Below are 17,154 nucleotides of genomic sequence, written 5' to 3'. Positions count from 1 at the left end.
TATTTTATATCAAAAACACTAATTTTATAATTTTTTCTGTGCATTTTTCAATCATCATAATTCAGAACAAAAAATGCATTGGATTTCTCGAAATACGAGGAGCCAAAGATGATCGTTGCTATTCCGCTGGATAACAAAAAGAACGTATACCATCACAATCCCTGTGCGTGTACTATGTTCTCTTTGTATGAAGTAGTCGGAAATCGTAAAGACATACGATACCGCTACATCGAAACAAAACTCAATCCGTGGGAAAAATATTCTGGGGATATGGTCAGTGACCCTAAGATGATAGCGTGCGAATGCGAAACAACCTTAGCCAAAAATCCGCATCACATTAGCGAACACTATGCACTGCTTGAAGTAATCGGCAAATGCCATACCCTTATCGTCGATCAATACTGCCTCAATACCCTCTATGCTATGAAAAATGTCGGTATCAAACTTCATAAAGTTCCCCCTTTCATCAAAACAGCCGCTCATGCGATTGAACATTTTGTGATCGGTACCGAAATTGCCGAGCATCTTCGTTATGTCCATCCCGCATAATCGGGATCTGTTTTTATCTTAAACACTCTATCCAAGGAGCCAGTTATGCTAATTCGCTACAACACCCACACTCTTACTCTTGATGATATACCCCTCGATATCGGTTACGCATCAGAAAAAGTCGATCTTAAAAACGGCGCAGGCGAGCTCTTTCGCATAGGCGGACAAAACGGTGGAACCCAACTTCTTATCTCTCTCCCTTTTATCGATGAGTCTTTGATGGGACAACTGCATGAGTTGGACTCACTACTTTATATCAATGCGTTGGGAGGGATCACAAAAGCCCTTATAGTAGCTACCGAAAAATGCGATATGCCCGTGATGGAAGAGTGGCTCGCAGGATACGACTATGATGAAGCGTTCGGGGATTATTATGGAGTACGGCTCTCAGAAGGAGAGCTAGGCGGAGAGTTTGCCAAAGCTCTCTTTGTTATCTCCAAAGACGGCGCGGTGTTTTATACTGAAGTTCTGAGTGACCTGAATGAGCCGTTCAGCCTCGATAAAGTACTCTTAAAGATTGCAGCGGCACAAAGCTGCTACACGGGAAAAGGGTGTCACGGATAAGATTAGAGCCAGCCACGATTACGAAAATAAACAAGCGGTATTATCCCCGCGATGAACATCAAGGTTAGCGATAACGGATACCCTAAATGCCAATCAAGCTCCGGCATAAAGTGAAAATTCATCCCGTATATACTTGCGATCAATGTCGGAGGCATTAAAACCACACTGGCAACCGTAAACAGTTTGATGATCTTGTTTTGTTCAATATTGGTCTGTGCCAAAAAGAGATTTTGAAGATTATCGAGGGTATTGCCGTCTATTGTTATAAACTCGACCAACGAATTCAGGTCTTTCATCATAATCGAAATATCTTGTTTTATAGGTTGTGACAGTTTGGGAGATTTCACCATTGCGGTCAATATACGCCGTTTATCAAAAACCGATTGACGCACTTTTTGGGTAAATTCCTGCAGCGTAGAGATTTTTCTCAGCAAATCGACGGAGTGAACATCCTGCTCCCACAAAAGCTTTTTACGGATTTCATCACACTCTCTGGAAGCATATTCCAGCAAATCGGCATCTCGGTCGATTCGTATATCAAATATTTGCATGAATATGTCATATCCCGAATAAAGCTCTTTTGGATTGGATAAGAGCATTTTGCTCATCATATCAAAGGTTTGGAGTTCACTGTCTCGGACGGTAAATAAAAGATTGTCCTGCAATACGAAACTGACACTTTCATTGTAGTGCGCTTTTGCATTTTCGACGAAAAAAAACGATACGAAAAAATAGGAGTTGATTTTAATGCTTCGGCTATCTTCCCAATAGCGTGAACTCAATTCAATCTCTTCACGATCATGCTTTGTAGGCAATTTAATATCAAACAATGCTTCTACTTCCAAGATATCCTCACTACTGGGCTGAAAGATATCGATCCAAACGATCTTCTCCGGTTCAGCAAAACCCTTTACTCCGCTAAAGGGGATGATTGTAAACGAGTTATTGCTATTTCGATGATAAACAGTGATCATGGTTACTTCCGGTCGAGTTTCTCAAAACCGGGGAGAATTTTCCCTTCCAGCAGCTCTAGGCTTGCTCCCCCTCCGGTGGATATAAAGCTGAATTTCTCTTTTTCGCCCGCTTTTTCAACGGCATCGGCAGTATCCCCTCCTCCGACGATGCTAAACGCATAGCTTTCGGCAATGATTGAAGCAAGCTTGAAAGTCCCTTTGGAAAATTGGCTTATCTCGTATATCCCCATAGGACCGTTCCAAATGATTGTATTGGAGAGTTCTATAGCTTCCGAAAAAAGCTTTAGCGTTGCAGGTCCGATATCGACGGCATGAAATCCCTCCAATATATCCTGAACCGGCGTTACCCTGACATCGACCGGAGCTTCGATCGAATCGGTAGAGACCACATCTACCGGAAGGTATACTTTCACCCCTTTGGAAGAGGCTTCTTTCAATACCTCTTTGGCTATCTCTACAAAATCATCCTCGACTAAGGAACCTTGCATATCGTAACCAAGCGCTTTTAAGAAGGTATTGCTCATCGCACCGCCGATAATAAGCTTGTCGATTTTCGGCATTACCGAGCTAAGGAGCGTAATTTTAGAAGAGATTTTTGAACCTCCGACGACCAATGCAATCGGACGAATCGGTTTTTCAAGCGCTTTGGTAAACGCTTCTATCTCTTTCATCATTAAAAAACCAGCCACTTTGATCGGGACATAATCGGCTATTCCGTAGGTCGAAGCGTCTTTACGATGGGATGTTCCGAAGGCATCGTTAATGTAGACGTCACATAGCTCGGCTAATTGTTTGCAAAATTGAGGATCATTTTTTTTCTCCCCTTCATAAAATCGGATGTTCTCTAGCAAAAATATTCGCTCTACCGAACAATGGGAGTTCTCAGATTTAAGGGTCTCAATGTTATCAATAAACTCAACTTTTTTATCCAGCAAACGTTCCAGACGCTTTTGAACATGACGAAGCGAATAACGTTCTTCATACCCTTTCTTAGGTTGCCCCAAATGGCTCACCAAAGAAATCGAACAGACTTTATGATCAATGCAATAGTTAATGGTAGGGAGCGCCGCACGTATACGGCTGTCATCCGAGATATTAAAATGGCCATCCATCGGAACATTAAAGTCTACACGGATCAAAACCCTTTTACCGGTCAGATCGACATCTTTTAAGCTCTTGACCCCGCTCATCATGAGTATATTGCTAATCATTATTTCGCCTTTATTTGGATTTACGATAAGCATTGAGCAAATTTTTAACGCTTTTATTCCCTCAAAAATGTTCAACGCGATTACGAATATAGTACACTAGAATAGCTTATTATTGTTACAATCTGTAAACAAAAGTGTTGTTTATAATCTTTTTATCGTACACTTAGAGTTACAGACTTGAATTGACATAAAGAGGGAATCATGAAAAAAGTTTTTTTAGCAGAATTGTTTGAGCGGTTATTGGATCTGAAAGATAAAATGACGTTTAATGTCGATACAAAAAATGAGAATGTCTCTTTACTCAATATGAAATACTACCTCAATCTTCGCAAATACGATTTCTCACATATGCAAGATGATCTGACTAAAGTCGGTTTATCCTCATTCGGCCGTTCGCAGGCACATATGGAAGCAAGTATCAATGTGGCGTTGGAAATTCTCGCACTCGCACTCAAAAAAGAGCTGCATCATCCCAAAACACATTTAAGCTATGAAAAATCGCATGCCATTATGGACAAAAACAGTGAAATTTTTTCCACATCTAACGACAAAACGAAAATCATGATTACTGTCCCCTCTGAGTATTCGGATGAAAAGGAGTGGTTTCGCAATCTGGCGTATGAGGGTGTTCACCTGTTTCGTATCAATACCGCACATGATAATCCGAAAGCGTGGAAAGAGATGGCAGGGGAAATTAAAAAAATTTGCTCCGCAGAAAAAGATTTAAAAATCTATGTCGATCTCGCCGGTCCGAAAATCAGAACGTCTTTCAAAAAGTCAAAAAAATCGGGAAAACCTAAAAAAATCAAGCTCTTTTGCGGAGATAGCGTTCTGATCCATTCACCCGATCAGCAGCCGCTCAAAAAAAGAGCGAAACACTACGCCGCTGTCGTAGGATGTACCCTGGAGAATATGGAAAATTTAGTCAATGTCGGAGACAAAGTTTTTGTGGATGACGGGAAGATCGAAATGGTGATTGACGAAATACTTGGAGATGGTATCGTGTGCACCGTCTTGACCCGCAATGCAAACGGAACCTCACTCAAAGATGAAAAAGGGATAAATTTCCCGAACAGTGATATTGCGGTACAGGCAATCTGCAATCATGATAAAGAAGTATTACCCCATATTTGCGAATATGCCGACATCATAGGCATATCCTTTGCCCAGACTTCGGAGGATGTCCGTGATCTGATTGAACAGCTCGACCGCTTAGGGAAAAAAGGGGAAATCGGGATTGTTGCCAAAATCGAAACCCAAAAAGGGGTAGAGAATCTCCCCGACATCCTCGAAGCTTTAATCGAATACGGCCATTCTGGAATTATGATCGCACGCGGTGATTTGGCGATTGAAATAGGGTTTGAAAATTTGGCCTACATGCAAGAAGAGATACTGGATCTCTGCACAGCGGCGCATATGCCCGTTATCTTGGCAACGCAGGTACTTGAAAATAAAATGAAGACCAACATCCCCAGCCGTGCGGAGATATCGGATGTCGTTTTCGCCCATAAAGCCGAATGTGTTATGCTCAATAAAGGGGATTATGCGTTGGAGACGATCAAAATCCTTACTACGATACTAAAACAGATGGATTTGATTTTTCGCAAAAATAAATTGCTCTACAATCCAAGTTTTCAATGGAAATAGTATTTATTACTAAAATAGTTTAAATTAGTATATTATAGGTATAAATTGTTATAAAACAACAAATCCGATACAATATAGTCACACATCTTAGTCAAAAGAAGAATTAAGCCATGAGTGATGAAACTGCAATCAAGGGAATGGGATCGATTCCGCACTCTCATGGAGTAGCCTTTCGCGTTTGGGCACCCAATGCACTGAGGGTATCGCTTATCGGATCGTTCAACAAATGGGACGCCACAAAGCACCCGATGAACTCAGAGGAAAATGGTTATTGGTACATAAATATCGCTGAAGCTCATGCGGGTGATCAGTATCTATTTTACCTCTTTACACAAAATGGAGAGTTTAAACGTATCGATCCTTATGCCCGTGAAGTGACAAGTTCCGTCGGGAACGCCATCGTTCACGATATCCATTTTGACTGGGAGGGGGACGATTTTAATATCGATCCGTGGAATGAACTTATCATCTATGAACTCCATATCGGAACCTTCAATGATCAAGAAGAGGTGAATCACAAAGGGGAGTTTTCATCGGTATCTGCTCGTCTGGGTCATTTGAAAAAACTCGGTATCAATGCGATACAGATTATGCCGATAGGAGAGTTCGCGGGAGAGAACTCATGGGGGTATAATCCTGCCCATATTTTTTCGGTAGAGAGTGATTACGGCGGTCCGTTGGCGTTTAAGCAGTTTATCAAGCGTGCCCATCAAGCGGGTATAGCGGTGATACTGGATGTTGTGTACAACCACCTTGGCCCAAGTGAGCTTGATCTGTGGCAGTTTGACGGCTGGAGCGAAAACGCTCTTGGAGGAATCTATTTTTATAACGACGATAGAGCACACACACCATGGGGAGATACCAGACCCGACTACGGGCGGGGAGAGGTTCGTCAGTACCTCTTGGATAATGCCATGATGTGGTTTGAGGAGTACCATTTAGACGGAATCCGCTTCGACTGTACCCAATTTATCCGCATGATCAATGATTCCGATAAGCAGGATATTCCGGAGGGGTGGAGTCTGCTCCAATGGATCAATAGCCAAATCGCACAGAAATTTCCCGGTCGGGTCACCATCGCTGAGGACCTTCAAAATAATAGATGGCTCACCAAAGAAGTAGGAGCCGGCGGAGCCGGATTCGCCTCTCAGTGGGACGCCATGTTTGTCCATCCCATACGTCAAGCGGTAATTGCCCCCCAAGACGAGCAGCGATCCCTCGATGCCATCCGTGATGCCATCTTATACCGTTATAACGATGATGCCTTTGATCGGGTTATTTACAGCGAATCGCATGATGAGGTAGCAAACGGTCATGCTCGCGTACCCCAAGAGATCAATCCGAATGACCCCAAAGGGTGGTACGCACGAAAACGTTCAACCTTGGCCGCCGCAATGGTCTTTACCTCCCCCGGTATTCCTATGCTTTTCCAAGGTCAAGAGTTCCTAGAGGGGGGATGGTTTCGTGATACGGTTCCGGTTGATTGGGATCAATGTGCTGAGTTTCACGGAATCGTCCGCTTGTACCGAGATCTTATACGGTTGCGTTCCAACTGTGAGGGCTTTACACGCGGTTTGTGCGGGCAGTTTACACAGGTGTACCATCTGAACAATGAACGTAAAGTTATTGCATATCATCGCTGGGACAAGGGGGGTGTATCGGACGACGTTGTGATCGTTGCTAATTTTTACCATGAGGCTCAGAATGACTACGTCATCGGTTTTCCCGCCGAAGGGGCTTGGAAACTCCGTTTCAACAGTGATTGGGAAGGGTACAATGACGATTTTGCCAACCATCCCAGTACCGATATTATCGCAAATCAGGGCGATTGTGATGGGCTACCCTATTATGCTTCGGTTTCTATCGGCGCTTACAGCGTAGTAATTTTTTCGCAATAAACGCTGTACGAAGTAACACTACTTAGCGTCATACATTTTGGTGTAGTATTCATGTGCCATACGTCCCGAATCAAATGCGGGGATAACATGTGCCATCGCATTTTTCATCATCTGTGTCCATTGCTCTTGCTTATTGTAATACATCGGAATAATCTCGTTTTCGAGTATGTCCAACATATTTTTATTGTCTTCGGCGTCTTGAAGCTCGATCGGCTGACTGTGGTCAATCGGTGGAATTGTAAACGAATTGATCGTATGTTTGGCAAATTCAGGGTGCCATCCGTCATCCGTAGAGAAATGGATAGAGCCGTTCATACTCGCCGTCATACCGCTTGTTCCACTCGCTTCACGTGATACACGAGGAGTATTGAGCCATACGTCTGAGCCTTTTTTGAGCATTCTGGAGAGATCAAGCTCATAGCCGACTAACACTGCCATATTCGGATAATCATGGCTGATATGGATCAGCTCATTGAAAACATTGATTGCATTGGTATCAAACGGATAAGGTTTACCCGCCCAAATAATCTGTATCGGTTCTTCGGTACGCTGGAGGAGTTTTTTAAATCGGGCAAGATCGTATTTGATAAGGCCTGGACGTTTGTACTCCGCAAATCGGCGTGCCCAAACAATGGTCAGAACATCAGGATTAAACATCTTTCCGGTCTGATCGGCGACCACGGTAAACAGTGTTCTCTTAAGATGTTTTTTACGGCTAATGATTTCATAATCTTCATGATCATCCAATGCCGCCAGTAACTCTTTATCGGTCCAAAAACGGCGATTTTGTGCATTTGTGACATGAATAATTTCAGAACGCCCTTCGCAATCTTTCCACATACGGTTCGCCACTTCTCCGTGAAATTTGGAGACACCGTTGGTGATTTTAGACGAACGCAATGCCCCTACGGTGAGATTAAAGTTTTGCTCATTTTCCATCTTCATAATGGAACGAACCGTATCCAATTCTAACCCGTCGAAGAAACCGAACTTATGGAGTAAATCGATATTGTGCTGCTCATTTCCGGCATCTTCAGGAGTATGGGTTGTAAAGACGACTCGTTTTTTCACTTCATCCATATTTTTGTATTTAGCATACAGTTCAAAAACAAGTGGCAATGCGTGCCCCTCATTCATGTGATAGATATCAATGGTTTGTTTAAGCGCTTCGAGAACCTTAACTCCGCCGATTCCCAAAACTATCTCTTGAGAAATTCGGGTCTCTTCATTGGCATCGTACAATTTGTGGGTGATAGTACGTGCCAAAAAGTCGTTTTCAGGGATATCGGTGGAGAGCAATATCAACGGGGCGGAGCTGAAAATATCCGGAGAGAGGTAAAACGCTTTGACATACACCTCTTGGGAATGAATTGTGACTTTCGCCTGAATGCCCAAATCTTTGAGAAAATAGTAATGCTTTCGGACAAACTCGGCTTTGAGGCTTCGATCGGGATTGCGGGTCTGATCATAATAACCGAAACTCCACAAAATACCGACTCCAACAACATTCTGACGAAGATCATAGGCGCTGCGCATATGCGAACCGGATAAAAAACCGAGTCCGCCTGAATATATTTTAAGCCCTTGATGGATCGCGAACTCCATCGAAAAATAGGCGATACTCTTTGTGTATTTCGGATCGTATTCGTAATCGTGTAATATCATGATCTCATCTTCCTAATAAATTACAGTATCTTTCCAATAATTGTAGCGAGTTCTCAATTATTTTTATCTACATCCCGTTTGAGATAGAGAACTCCCAATGGCGGCAGGGTTAGCGTTAACGTATAGGGACGCCCGTGCATAACTCTTTCTTCAGACTTCAGTGAACCCGTATTTCCGATGTTCCAACCCTCATAATAGTGCGATTGGGAATTAAAAATTTCCGTATATTCTCCCTCATACGGTACCCCTAAACAATAATTCTCCCGGGTATGATCGGCAAAGTTGCACACCACATATACGTTTTCCTCCGGGATATCACTTTTACGGATAAAACTGATGCAGTTATGGCCGTAATCGCGATCGTCAATCCATTCAAACCCTTCACGTTTCTCATCAAAAAGATGGAGTGCGCGCTCGCGCGAATAGAGTGCGTTAAGATCCGAGACCATTTTTTGTAGACCGCTGTGGAGGGGATAGCCTAAGAGGTGCCAATCGAGCGAACGTTCAAAACTCCACTCCGCGAACTGGGCAATTTCTCCCCCCATAAAGAGAAGTTTTTTCCCCGGATGTGCCATCATGTACCCGTACAAGGACCGCAGATGGGCGAATTTCTGATTGATATCTCCGGGCATTTTATTGATCAATGAGCCTTTCATATGAACGACCTCATCGTGACTGAGCGGGAGCATAAAGTTTTCATCAAAGCCGTACCACATACTGAACGTAAGCTGATGATGGTGATGCTGACGATAGATAGGATCACGGCTCATGTATTTAAGCGAGTCGTGCATCCACCCCATATTCCATTTAAATCCGAATCCAAGCCCTCCGATATCGACAGGTCTGGTCACCATCGGGTATGCGGTTGACTCTTCGGCAATCATCAAAATATCGGAGAACTCTCTATATACACTGACATTGAGCTTTTTAAGAAACTCTATCGCTTCTAAATTTTCGTTCCCTCCGTATTTGTTTGGGATCCACTCCCCCTCTTCCCGTGCATAATTGAGATAAAGGATTGAGGCAACGCCATCCACTCGAATACCGTCGATATGATATTTATCGAGCCAAAACATTGCCGAACTGATCAGAAAAGACTGTACTTCGTTGCGTCCGTAGTTGAAAATAATGCTCCCCCACTCCGGATGATACCCCTGACGCGGATCGTCATGCTCGTACAATGCCGTCCCGTCAAAATTGATCAAACCGTGCATATCAACCGCAAAATGGGACGGAACCCAATCCATTATGACGCCGATACCGTTTTGATGGAGGGTATCAATCAGATACATCAAATCCTGCGGCGTACCAAAGCGTGCCGTAGCGGCAAAATACCCGACAACCTGATATCCCCATGAACCGAAAAACGGATACTCCGTAAGGGGCATAAACTCAACATGGGTATAGTTCATCTCTTTAAGATATCCTACCAGTTCTACCGCAAGTTCTCGATAGGTTAGAAAACGGTTGTCCTCTTCAACTTTGCGTTTCCATGAACCGACATGCATCTCATACACACTGATAGGAGCGTTATGGGCGTTATGACCGTGACGTACATCCATCCATCCGTGATCATCCCATTCATAGTTCTCCAAACTCCACACACGCGATGCCGATTTGGGAGGCTCTTCCGCATAAAAACCGAACGGATCGCTTTTGTCATGAACAATATTGTGAAATTTGGAATGGATATGGTATTTGTAGGTCACTCCCTGTTCTACCCCGACAATGAATCCCTCCCAAATTCCCGATTCGTCTTCACGCAATTTAAGAGGGTGTGCATCGGTATGATAGTGGTTAAAATCCCCTCGGACACTGACGCGTGCCGCATTGGGTGCCCAGACGGCAAAATAGATTCCGCTTTTCCCCTCATGTTCCATCGCGTGCGAGCCAAGTTTATCGTAGAGTTTGGTGTGGTTGCCTTGCTTGAATAAATAGACGTCAAGCTCGCTCAGTCGTGAGACCCCATACATAATGGGATAGTTTTGGATAGTGTTCATTCCCCTCTTCTTCCCGCTTTGATGCGATAGTACAGTGCTTCATACTCTTGTGCTGAAACGGTCCAGTCAAATCGTCTCTCCATCGCGTTGCGCTGCATCGCCTCAAACCCTTGAGAGTCATTGTACCACGTATAAAGTGCCCACCCTACCGTATTGATCAAAGCATCGGGAGTTGCATCGTAAAATTTAAATCCTGTCCCGTGCCGTGAGTCATTGGCGTAGTTTTCAATCGTATCATCCAACCCTCCCGTAGCACGGACAATCGGAAGTGTCCCATAGCGCAAAGAGTAAATCTGATTCAGTCCGCACGGTTCAAATAAAGAGGGCATCAAAAACAGATCGCTTCCCGCTTCGATTTGATGTGCCAAGTCGTTACGATATCCTATGTAACAGCGGAACTTGTCCGGATAACGTCCGGCGATATCGCTGAAAAAATGTTCTGCCCATTTCTCTCCCGCTCCCAGCAATACAATCTGAAGTTCCATATGCATCAGGGCGTGGATCGAATGGACAAGCAGTTCAATCCCTTTTTGCTCCGCCAGTCTCCCGACCAGACCGATCACCGGTACGTCATCACGCTCAGGGAGACCGAATGTGTGCTGAAGCACCCTTTTGCACACCTTTTTCCCTTCCATAGAATCGCTATCAAACGTTTGGGCAATAAAAGGATCAACCGCAGGATTCCATTCATCGTAATCAACTCCGTTGAGGATACCATGGAGCTTATACGCATTATGATCGATCAACCTCTCCAAGCCCCACCCGAATTCATCTGTCCGTATCTCCTGCGCATATTTTCGGCTCACGGTACTGATAGCGTCGGCATGAACGATCCCCCCTTTGAGAAGATTAATACCGTCATACTCTTCGATCTCGTTGGCGTTAAAATGGTCCCAACCAATATCCAATATCTCCATAGCCCCTTTATAAAAATGCCCCTGATGTTGTAAATTATGAATGGTTAAAAGTGACCCCGTATGGGCGAAATCACTATCATACGCATAATGGGTATTCAGCATCATCGGGATTGCGGCAGTGTGCCAGTCGTTCGCATGAATCACATCAGGATGAAAACGGATTTTTTTAGCCAGCTGCATCACCGCACGGGAGAAAAAGATAAAACGGCTGTCGTTGTCAATGTAGCTGTATCCGTTCTCCTCATACAATCCTCCGCGTCCGAAAAATCCCTCATGATCGATAAAATAGACGGGAATATCCGTTCCGGGCAAAACTCCCTCATACACTCCTCCCCATACTTCACCTAATGCACCCATCGGTACGCCGAGGCCCCCTTCCATCAATCTAAGAGCGTATTTCTCACGATCGACGATGTAGTAGCGCGGCATTACAAGCCGCACATCATGCCCGAGGGAACGAAGCGCTTTGGGCAAAGCCCCTGCGACATCCGCCAACCCGCCGCTTTTGGCAAAAGGAACCACTTCCGACGCGGCGATTAATATATTGAGTTTATCCATTATCTCTCTCCAATAATTTCGCACCCTCTAACGGTGCATTGTCTAAGACACTCATCTGTATTCGCAACCCTTCCAGGGAAGGGGAAAGGGTATAATGATTCAATTTTTCTCGCAATAGTGTAGCCAAATAAGGGTTCTGTTCAATAACCCCTCCCCCTAAAACCAAAAGATCCGGATTCGAAAGGGTTATCAATACACCGGCAGCACAGAGAAACGCTTCTTCAAACGCCAAAGCGATACGTTGCTCAGCTTCATCAATTGAATGTTTCAACTGCTCCAAATCCGGATATATATCACGGCCAAAGTGCTTTAGCCATTTTTCCATCCCTGAGCCAGAAGCATAGAGTTCAATACAGTTGTTTCGTCCGCAACCGCATCGAAGCGGCGTTTCACGATAGGGTATATGTCCGATCTCGAACGCCATGTTTCGGCTTCCTCGAACCAATTTTCCATTATCGATCACCGCCGCACCGATTCCCGTACCGACAAAAAGTGCGGCAAGATTGTCTACCTTCCAATACTCCGCTTCTGCCAAGATGGCACAGTTGAGGTCATTATCGATTACAAGCGGTATCCCATAGCGGGATTGTACCGCCGCCACTATCTCATATTCATCAATATTAATATTGGGAGAAGCCGCTATTATCCCATTATTGACTTGCCCCGCATAGGAGATACCGATAAAAGAAATTTGAGGATGTAGAGAGATCTGTGTGTCGATATAGGAGAGCAATCCGATGGTTTGAGAGCTCACCGTCTCACGAATTATACTTTCCCCCTCTTCGATCTCGCTGCGAAGATGAGTACCTCCGATATCGATAAAAAGTTTTTTCACTTGATAAGTCTCGTATAGATACTATCGTAGGATTTAGCACTTTCGACCCAAGAGTAATCACATTTCATGTTGTGATTGACGATCTCTTCAAAATGCTTTTTATCACCGTACAGTTCACACGATTTTTTGACAGCCAGGAGGAGTGACCGGGAGGTTGCAGAGGTAAATACGATCCCGTATCCCGTTGTGCTTTTTGGATCATAGGATTCGAATTTTTTCACCGTATCGGCCAGTCCGCCGACTTTGTTCACAACGGGTACCGCTCCGTATGCGTAAGCGATCATCTGATTCAGCCCGCACGGCTCAAATAAAGAGGGCATCAGTAAAAAATCAGCCGCCGCATACATCCGATGCGAAAACGACTCATCGTATCCGAAGGTCAATGAGACATTGCCGTACTGTTTGGCTATCGTATTTAATGAATCATGATACCCCTCTTCCCCCTCTCCCAGAAGTGCGATATTACACTCCAATTCGGCGATTTTCGGGAGCGTCTCAATCAAAATATCCATCCCTTTTTGGTGGGTGAAGCGGCCGATGAAAACAAAAAGCGGCTTGGTAACCCCTTTGAGACCTAAGCGTTTGATCAAATCACTCTTGGAAGCTTTTTTCCCTTTGGCACTATCATAGCACTCAACCAATGCTTTATCGGCAACCGGCGAAAAGTGTTCGGAATCGATACCGTTGAGTATCCCGTGCAATTTACGGCGATGAACGTGCAAAAAACCTTCAAGTCCGCACCCGAACTCAGGACTCATTATCTCTTTGGCATAAGTCGGACTTACGGTTGTAACACTATCGGCGAACGCAATCCCCGCTTTCATGAAATTGACCTGATGGTAAAATTCCAAAGCCTCCATCGTAAAATAGCGCTCATGAATTCCGATTTGCCCCAAGACCGAAAGATCAAATACCCCCTGATAAGCGAGATTGTGAATCGTATAGACTATTTTTGAAATTATTTTCGGGTCCTCTTTAACGAGCAAAGCAACCAGTGCACACTGCCAATCGTTCAGATGAACCAGAGGAATTTGTTCCGTACGAACCATTTGGGTGATCGCATATGAAAAGAGCCCGAAACGCAGCGCATTATCTTCATATCCGGATTCAGGAGGACCGTAGAGATACTCCCGTTCGCAAAGAAGCGGTTCATACACAAAACGGTACTCTACCCCCTCAAAAAGGGTTCCGTGAAGTTCTATCGTGTACGAAACGCCTCCCATGGCAACTTCAAACGTATCCAAAAGCACAATGCCGAAACGGCTACGATCGATCAGAGAATAAAGAGGTAAGACTACCGTTACTTCATAGCTATTATTCAAGGCTCGGGGAAGCGCATGGGAAACATCCGCCAATCCTCCGGTTTTTACAAAAGGGTAAACTTCGCTGGATGCGAACAACAGACGTTTTTTATTCATGAATGCTCTCCCGTAGTAATTTTGCCGCCAATTCCGGTGAAACGGGATTGATCATAATCCCTGTGGTGTTTTCAAACCCCCCGTGCCGATAAAGGCGCGGCATAATACGTATCGTAAAACGGCATAGATCCGCCGATCCGATCCCCTCTGAGTCCAGCAAAGGGGGCGTCGATATCCAGAGGTTGAAATGAAAGAGTCCCAGTTGTCGTTTTAGCCGCTGAAGCGTTGAGAGCAGGAGTTCGGCAACCGTTTCAATACGGGTACGACTGAGGGTATCAATCTGTCCCGCTTCCTTTAGCGAACTTATTATCACTTCAAACGGATAACCGCTTGCATACGGGCAAAACGAGGTAAACTCTCCCCTTTTTTCAATAATTCTGCTCTGCGTCTCCTCTTCATGTTCCAGTATGGATTCCATCAACGCGTGACCGCTGGTTTGAAAATACTCATACGCTCTGCGATAGATCTCTCCGCACATTTTCGGCACCATCGGAAGCGCTATCAGCTGTGTATGGCAATGGCTCATCGTCGCACCCGCACTCTTCCCCTCATTTTTAAACAAGGATATATAAACCAAACGGCGATCACGGCGCAAATCTCCGATCCGCTGACGAAGCGTCTTAAGCCAGGCAACCGCTTCTGCTTGGGTCCATTCGCACATGGATGTCGTATGACGCGCAGTATCAATAATTACCTCATGGGCACCGAAGCCTTCCCAATATTCAAACAATCCGAAATGGTGATTCGGAGGAGTTTCAATTTGTACCGCTTTGAAAAGATTGGGGATAACACGAGTCTTCCATCCGTTCTCATTCGGAAAGCTCCCTTCCGGGCGTTGTGCGAAAATTTCCGGAGGGGTCATTGACTCATTCCCCTCGCAAAAAGGGCATGGCTCGGGTAAAAGGGGATCAACGAACTCCGTGGGAGGTTCCGGATGACGAAGCCTCTCGGGGGCAATGAGGACATGAGTATCGTGAAGACGGTCATACCGAATTTCAGACATCGTTAATCTCCAATTTCCCTTTCAAAATCAAATTACCGCTAAAGGGTACCGCCATGGCAAAACTAATACCCTGAACCGTCAAATCAAATCCCTGTTCGCTTTGAGAGAGTGTTTTAAGTTTAAAATAGGTTATTGTACACGGTTGGTCTAAGGATATAGTGATATTTTTCCGTAACATATGATCGGTGATCTCTAAAACCCGGCATGTTTCAATCCCACCTTCTTCCTCTAGTGGTGTACCGTTGACCGAAACTTGATCAACATCGGAAAAATGAAAATTGTGTTCTAGAATATAGAGGAGTTCCTCTGCGGCTTTGCTCTCAAATTTGATCTCAAAATCGAGACAGTTCCCTTTCGGTTGATAATGCTTCTCCAAATATCCTTCGATTTTTTCAGGAAAATAGAGTCCGCCTCGGCGTGAAAAGGTTATGGAGTATTGATTCCACGAGGTCTCAAAGGGCTGATTCGCAAAATCTCCGTATTCATGAAACGAACAATGACGGAAACGTTCAACGTCAAACGTTTTATCACTGATATGATCTATAAATGAGTTTTTGAGATACCAATCGTAAATAATCGCATCGCGTAAAGAGTCGTCGATTTGAGCCATAGCGGTGTGAATCGTATCAATTCCCTCTTCGGCAGGTGACTCTTTGGATTCTATTGATTGCGGTTCCAAGACCCGTTGATGATAGGCCTCTTTGCGCCGTGTGAGTGTATTTTGATAATTGAAACAACGATCACGTAGGTCCAACTCCACCAACTGCCCGCCATACGCACTGTCAAATCGGAAAATCAAATCCGACGTCAATGCTTTTATCTTCTCATATCCGTCCAATTCATTGGTATTCACTTCGATAACACTGCTTTTATCGTATCGGATATTTTCGCATTCAATGAGGTAACGATACGCCGTATCTCGCAAATTCGGCAGATATAACCCTCCGAATACACCGTGCCACAGCGGATCGTTTGTCTGAAGTTTAAAAAGAGCCGTATCGAAATCCGAACGGTTGATCACGGTACGCTGTGCTGAAAGTTCCAGCATCCGTTTGTGAATACGGTTGCTCTCGGGATATTTGACGAAAAAGTTTTTCCAAATTCCCCCTTTGAGAAACTTTACCCCCTCTTTTTCATACCGATCAAACCCCATCTCCTGCTTATACTGTTCCAAGCAGTGGGTATCTTCGGCGCGCAAACTCCACTCCCCCATCTCATAATAAGAAACGTTGGGAAGATAGGCTATCCCTCTAGGCTTATGGTGTCTGAAATAGTCATCGTAATGGAGCGTCTCAATGGTCTCATCACCCAACACCCCTTGAACGAATTTTTCCAGCCACCCTTTTGTATAGACCCACTCATGTGTTCCGGGCCACATACCGAATTTTTCAGCATCATCAAAAATTATGGCAGCTGAATTCTCTAAGCGATTGTAGCTTTTAATCGCACTCAACGCTTTTTCGACACTTTGGAACGGAAGCGCGTATCGGAGTTTTTTGCTGATAGGAAAGATTCCGAGCCGTTTTCCCCCCTCTTCACTCAAATAATATCCATCAAGAACCTCTTCATCAAAACCCGCACACTGAAAATGGTAGTAGTCCATTACCGTATACTCGATTTTACTGCGATGCAAATCGGTGATCAACGATGATTCCCATACCCGTTCGGTGAGCCACAGACCTTTTGGGGTTTGGCCGAAGGACTCTGATATAGAGCGGTTAAGTTTTTCGATTTGAGCGATCCGATCTTGCGAGGGGATAACACTCAAAATCGGCTCATAATACCCTGCGCTGAAAAACTCGATGCTTCCCGATTTGGAGAGCTGCTGTATCTGTAAATAGAGCTTCGGATCACGGGCTTGAATCTGTTCCATCAGCCATCCGCTGCAATGGAGACTGAAACGAAACGACGGATA

The 17,154-nt window shown here is 44.6% G+C and carries 13 protein-coding genes; 4 read left to right on the top strand and 9 right to left on the bottom strand.

Annotation, left to right across the window (positions count from 1 at the left end; all coding sequences use genetic code 11):
- Window positions 1–108 precede the first annotated feature (108 nt).
- On the top strand, window positions 109–549 hold the full coding sequence (locus tag Q0C19_RS05065; RefSeq protein WP_295053407.1) for a hypothetical protein: 441 nt from the start codon (window positions 109–111) through the stop codon (window positions 547–549).
- A gap of 45 nt (window positions 550–594) precedes the next feature.
- Window positions 595–1,113, top strand: coding sequence for a hypothetical protein (locus Q0C19_RS05060; protein ID WP_295053405.1), 519 nt, complete (start codon window positions 595–597; stop codon window positions 1,111–1,113).
- A 2-nt stretch (window positions 1,114–1,115) separates the two neighbouring features.
- Here Q0C19_RS05060 and corA read toward each other — a convergent pair whose 3' ends face one another.
- Together corA and Q0C19_RS05050 are read right to left on the bottom strand one after the other, a co-directional pair.
- Window positions 1,116–2,087, bottom strand: coding sequence for a magnesium/cobalt transporter CorA (gene corA / locus Q0C19_RS05055; RefSeq protein ID WP_295053403.1), 972 nt, complete (start codon window positions 2,085–2,087; stop codon window positions 1,116–1,118).
- Window positions 2,088–2,089: 2 nt separating this feature from the next.
- Window positions 2,090–3,298, bottom strand: coding sequence for a phosphoglycerate kinase (locus Q0C19_RS05050; RefSeq protein WP_295053400.1), 1,209 nt, complete (start codon window positions 3,296–3,298; stop codon window positions 2,090–2,092).
- Between the two features lie 201 nt (window positions 3,299–3,499).
- Here Q0C19_RS05050 and Q0C19_RS05045 point away from each other — a divergent pair, with 201 nt between their 5' ends.
- Window positions 3,500–4,945, top strand: coding sequence for a pyruvate kinase (locus Q0C19_RS05045; RefSeq protein ID WP_295053399.1), 1,446 nt, complete (start codon window positions 3,500–3,502; stop codon window positions 4,943–4,945).
- A gap of 110 nt (window positions 4,946–5,055) precedes the next feature.
- Window positions 5,056–6,843 carry an alpha-amylase family glycosyl hydrolase gene (locus Q0C19_RS05040; RefSeq protein WP_295053397.1) on the top strand — a complete coding sequence of 596 codons (1,788 nt, stop codon included), beginning with the start codon at window positions 5,056–5,058 and terminating at the stop codon, window positions 6,841–6,843.
- Between the two features lie 18 nt (window positions 6,844–6,861).
- Here Q0C19_RS05040 and glgP read toward each other — a convergent pair whose 3' ends face one another.
- From glgP to Q0C19_RS05005, 7 genes are all read right to left on the bottom strand, one after another.
- Entirely contained in the window at window positions 6,862–8,508 is a 1,647-nt protein-coding gene (gene glgP / locus Q0C19_RS05035) for an alpha-glucan family phosphorylase (protein ID WP_295053394.1), read from the bottom strand.
- Between the two features lie 53 nt (window positions 8,509–8,561).
- Complete coding sequence (gene glgB / locus Q0C19_RS05030; protein ID WP_295053391.1) at window positions 8,562–10,508, bottom strand: 1,4-alpha-glucan branching protein GlgB; 1,947 nt, start codon at window positions 10,506–10,508, stop codon at window positions 8,562–8,564.
- Window positions 10,505–11,983: a glycogen synthase GlgA gene (gene glgA / locus Q0C19_RS05025; RefSeq protein ID WP_295053389.1), complete on the bottom strand. Its 1,479-nt coding sequence runs from the start codon at window positions 11,981–11,983 to the stop codon at window positions 10,505–10,507. The genes glgB and glgA overlap by 4 nt, the downstream gene beginning before the upstream one ends.
- A complete protein-coding gene (locus tag Q0C19_RS05020) occupies window positions 11,976–12,818 on the bottom strand; it encodes an ROK family protein (protein ID WP_295053387.1) in 843 nt (280 codons plus the stop codon). The genes glgA and Q0C19_RS05020 overlap by 8 nt, the downstream gene beginning before the upstream one ends.
- Window positions 12,815–14,236 (bottom strand): glycogen/starch synthase, encoded by a 1,422-nt coding sequence (locus Q0C19_RS05015; RefSeq protein ID WP_295053385.1) that lies wholly within the window; start codon window positions 14,234–14,236, stop codon window positions 12,815–12,817. The genes Q0C19_RS05020 and Q0C19_RS05015 overlap by 4 nt, the downstream gene beginning before the upstream one ends.
- Entirely contained in the window at window positions 14,229–15,239 is a 1,011-nt protein-coding gene (locus Q0C19_RS05010; protein WP_295053384.1) for a UTP--glucose-1-phosphate uridylyltransferase, read from the bottom strand. Before Q0C19_RS05010 ends, Q0C19_RS05015 begins: the two co-directional genes overlap by 8 nt.
- On the bottom strand, window positions 15,232–17,154 hold a 1,923-nt coding region (locus tag Q0C19_RS05005), incomplete at its 5' end, for an alpha-amylase/4-alpha-glucanotransferase domain-containing protein (RefSeq protein WP_295053383.1). The genes Q0C19_RS05010 and Q0C19_RS05005, both read right to left, overlap by 8 nt.

It is taken from the genome of Sulfuricurvum sp. (genome assembly GCF_023250475.1).
Classification (GTDB): Bacteria; Campylobacterota; Campylobacteria; order Campylobacterales; family Sulfurimonadaceae; genus Sulfuricurvum.
Note: the sequence above shows the minus strand (reverse complement) of the source record. Positions and strands in the feature narration are given on the sequence as shown.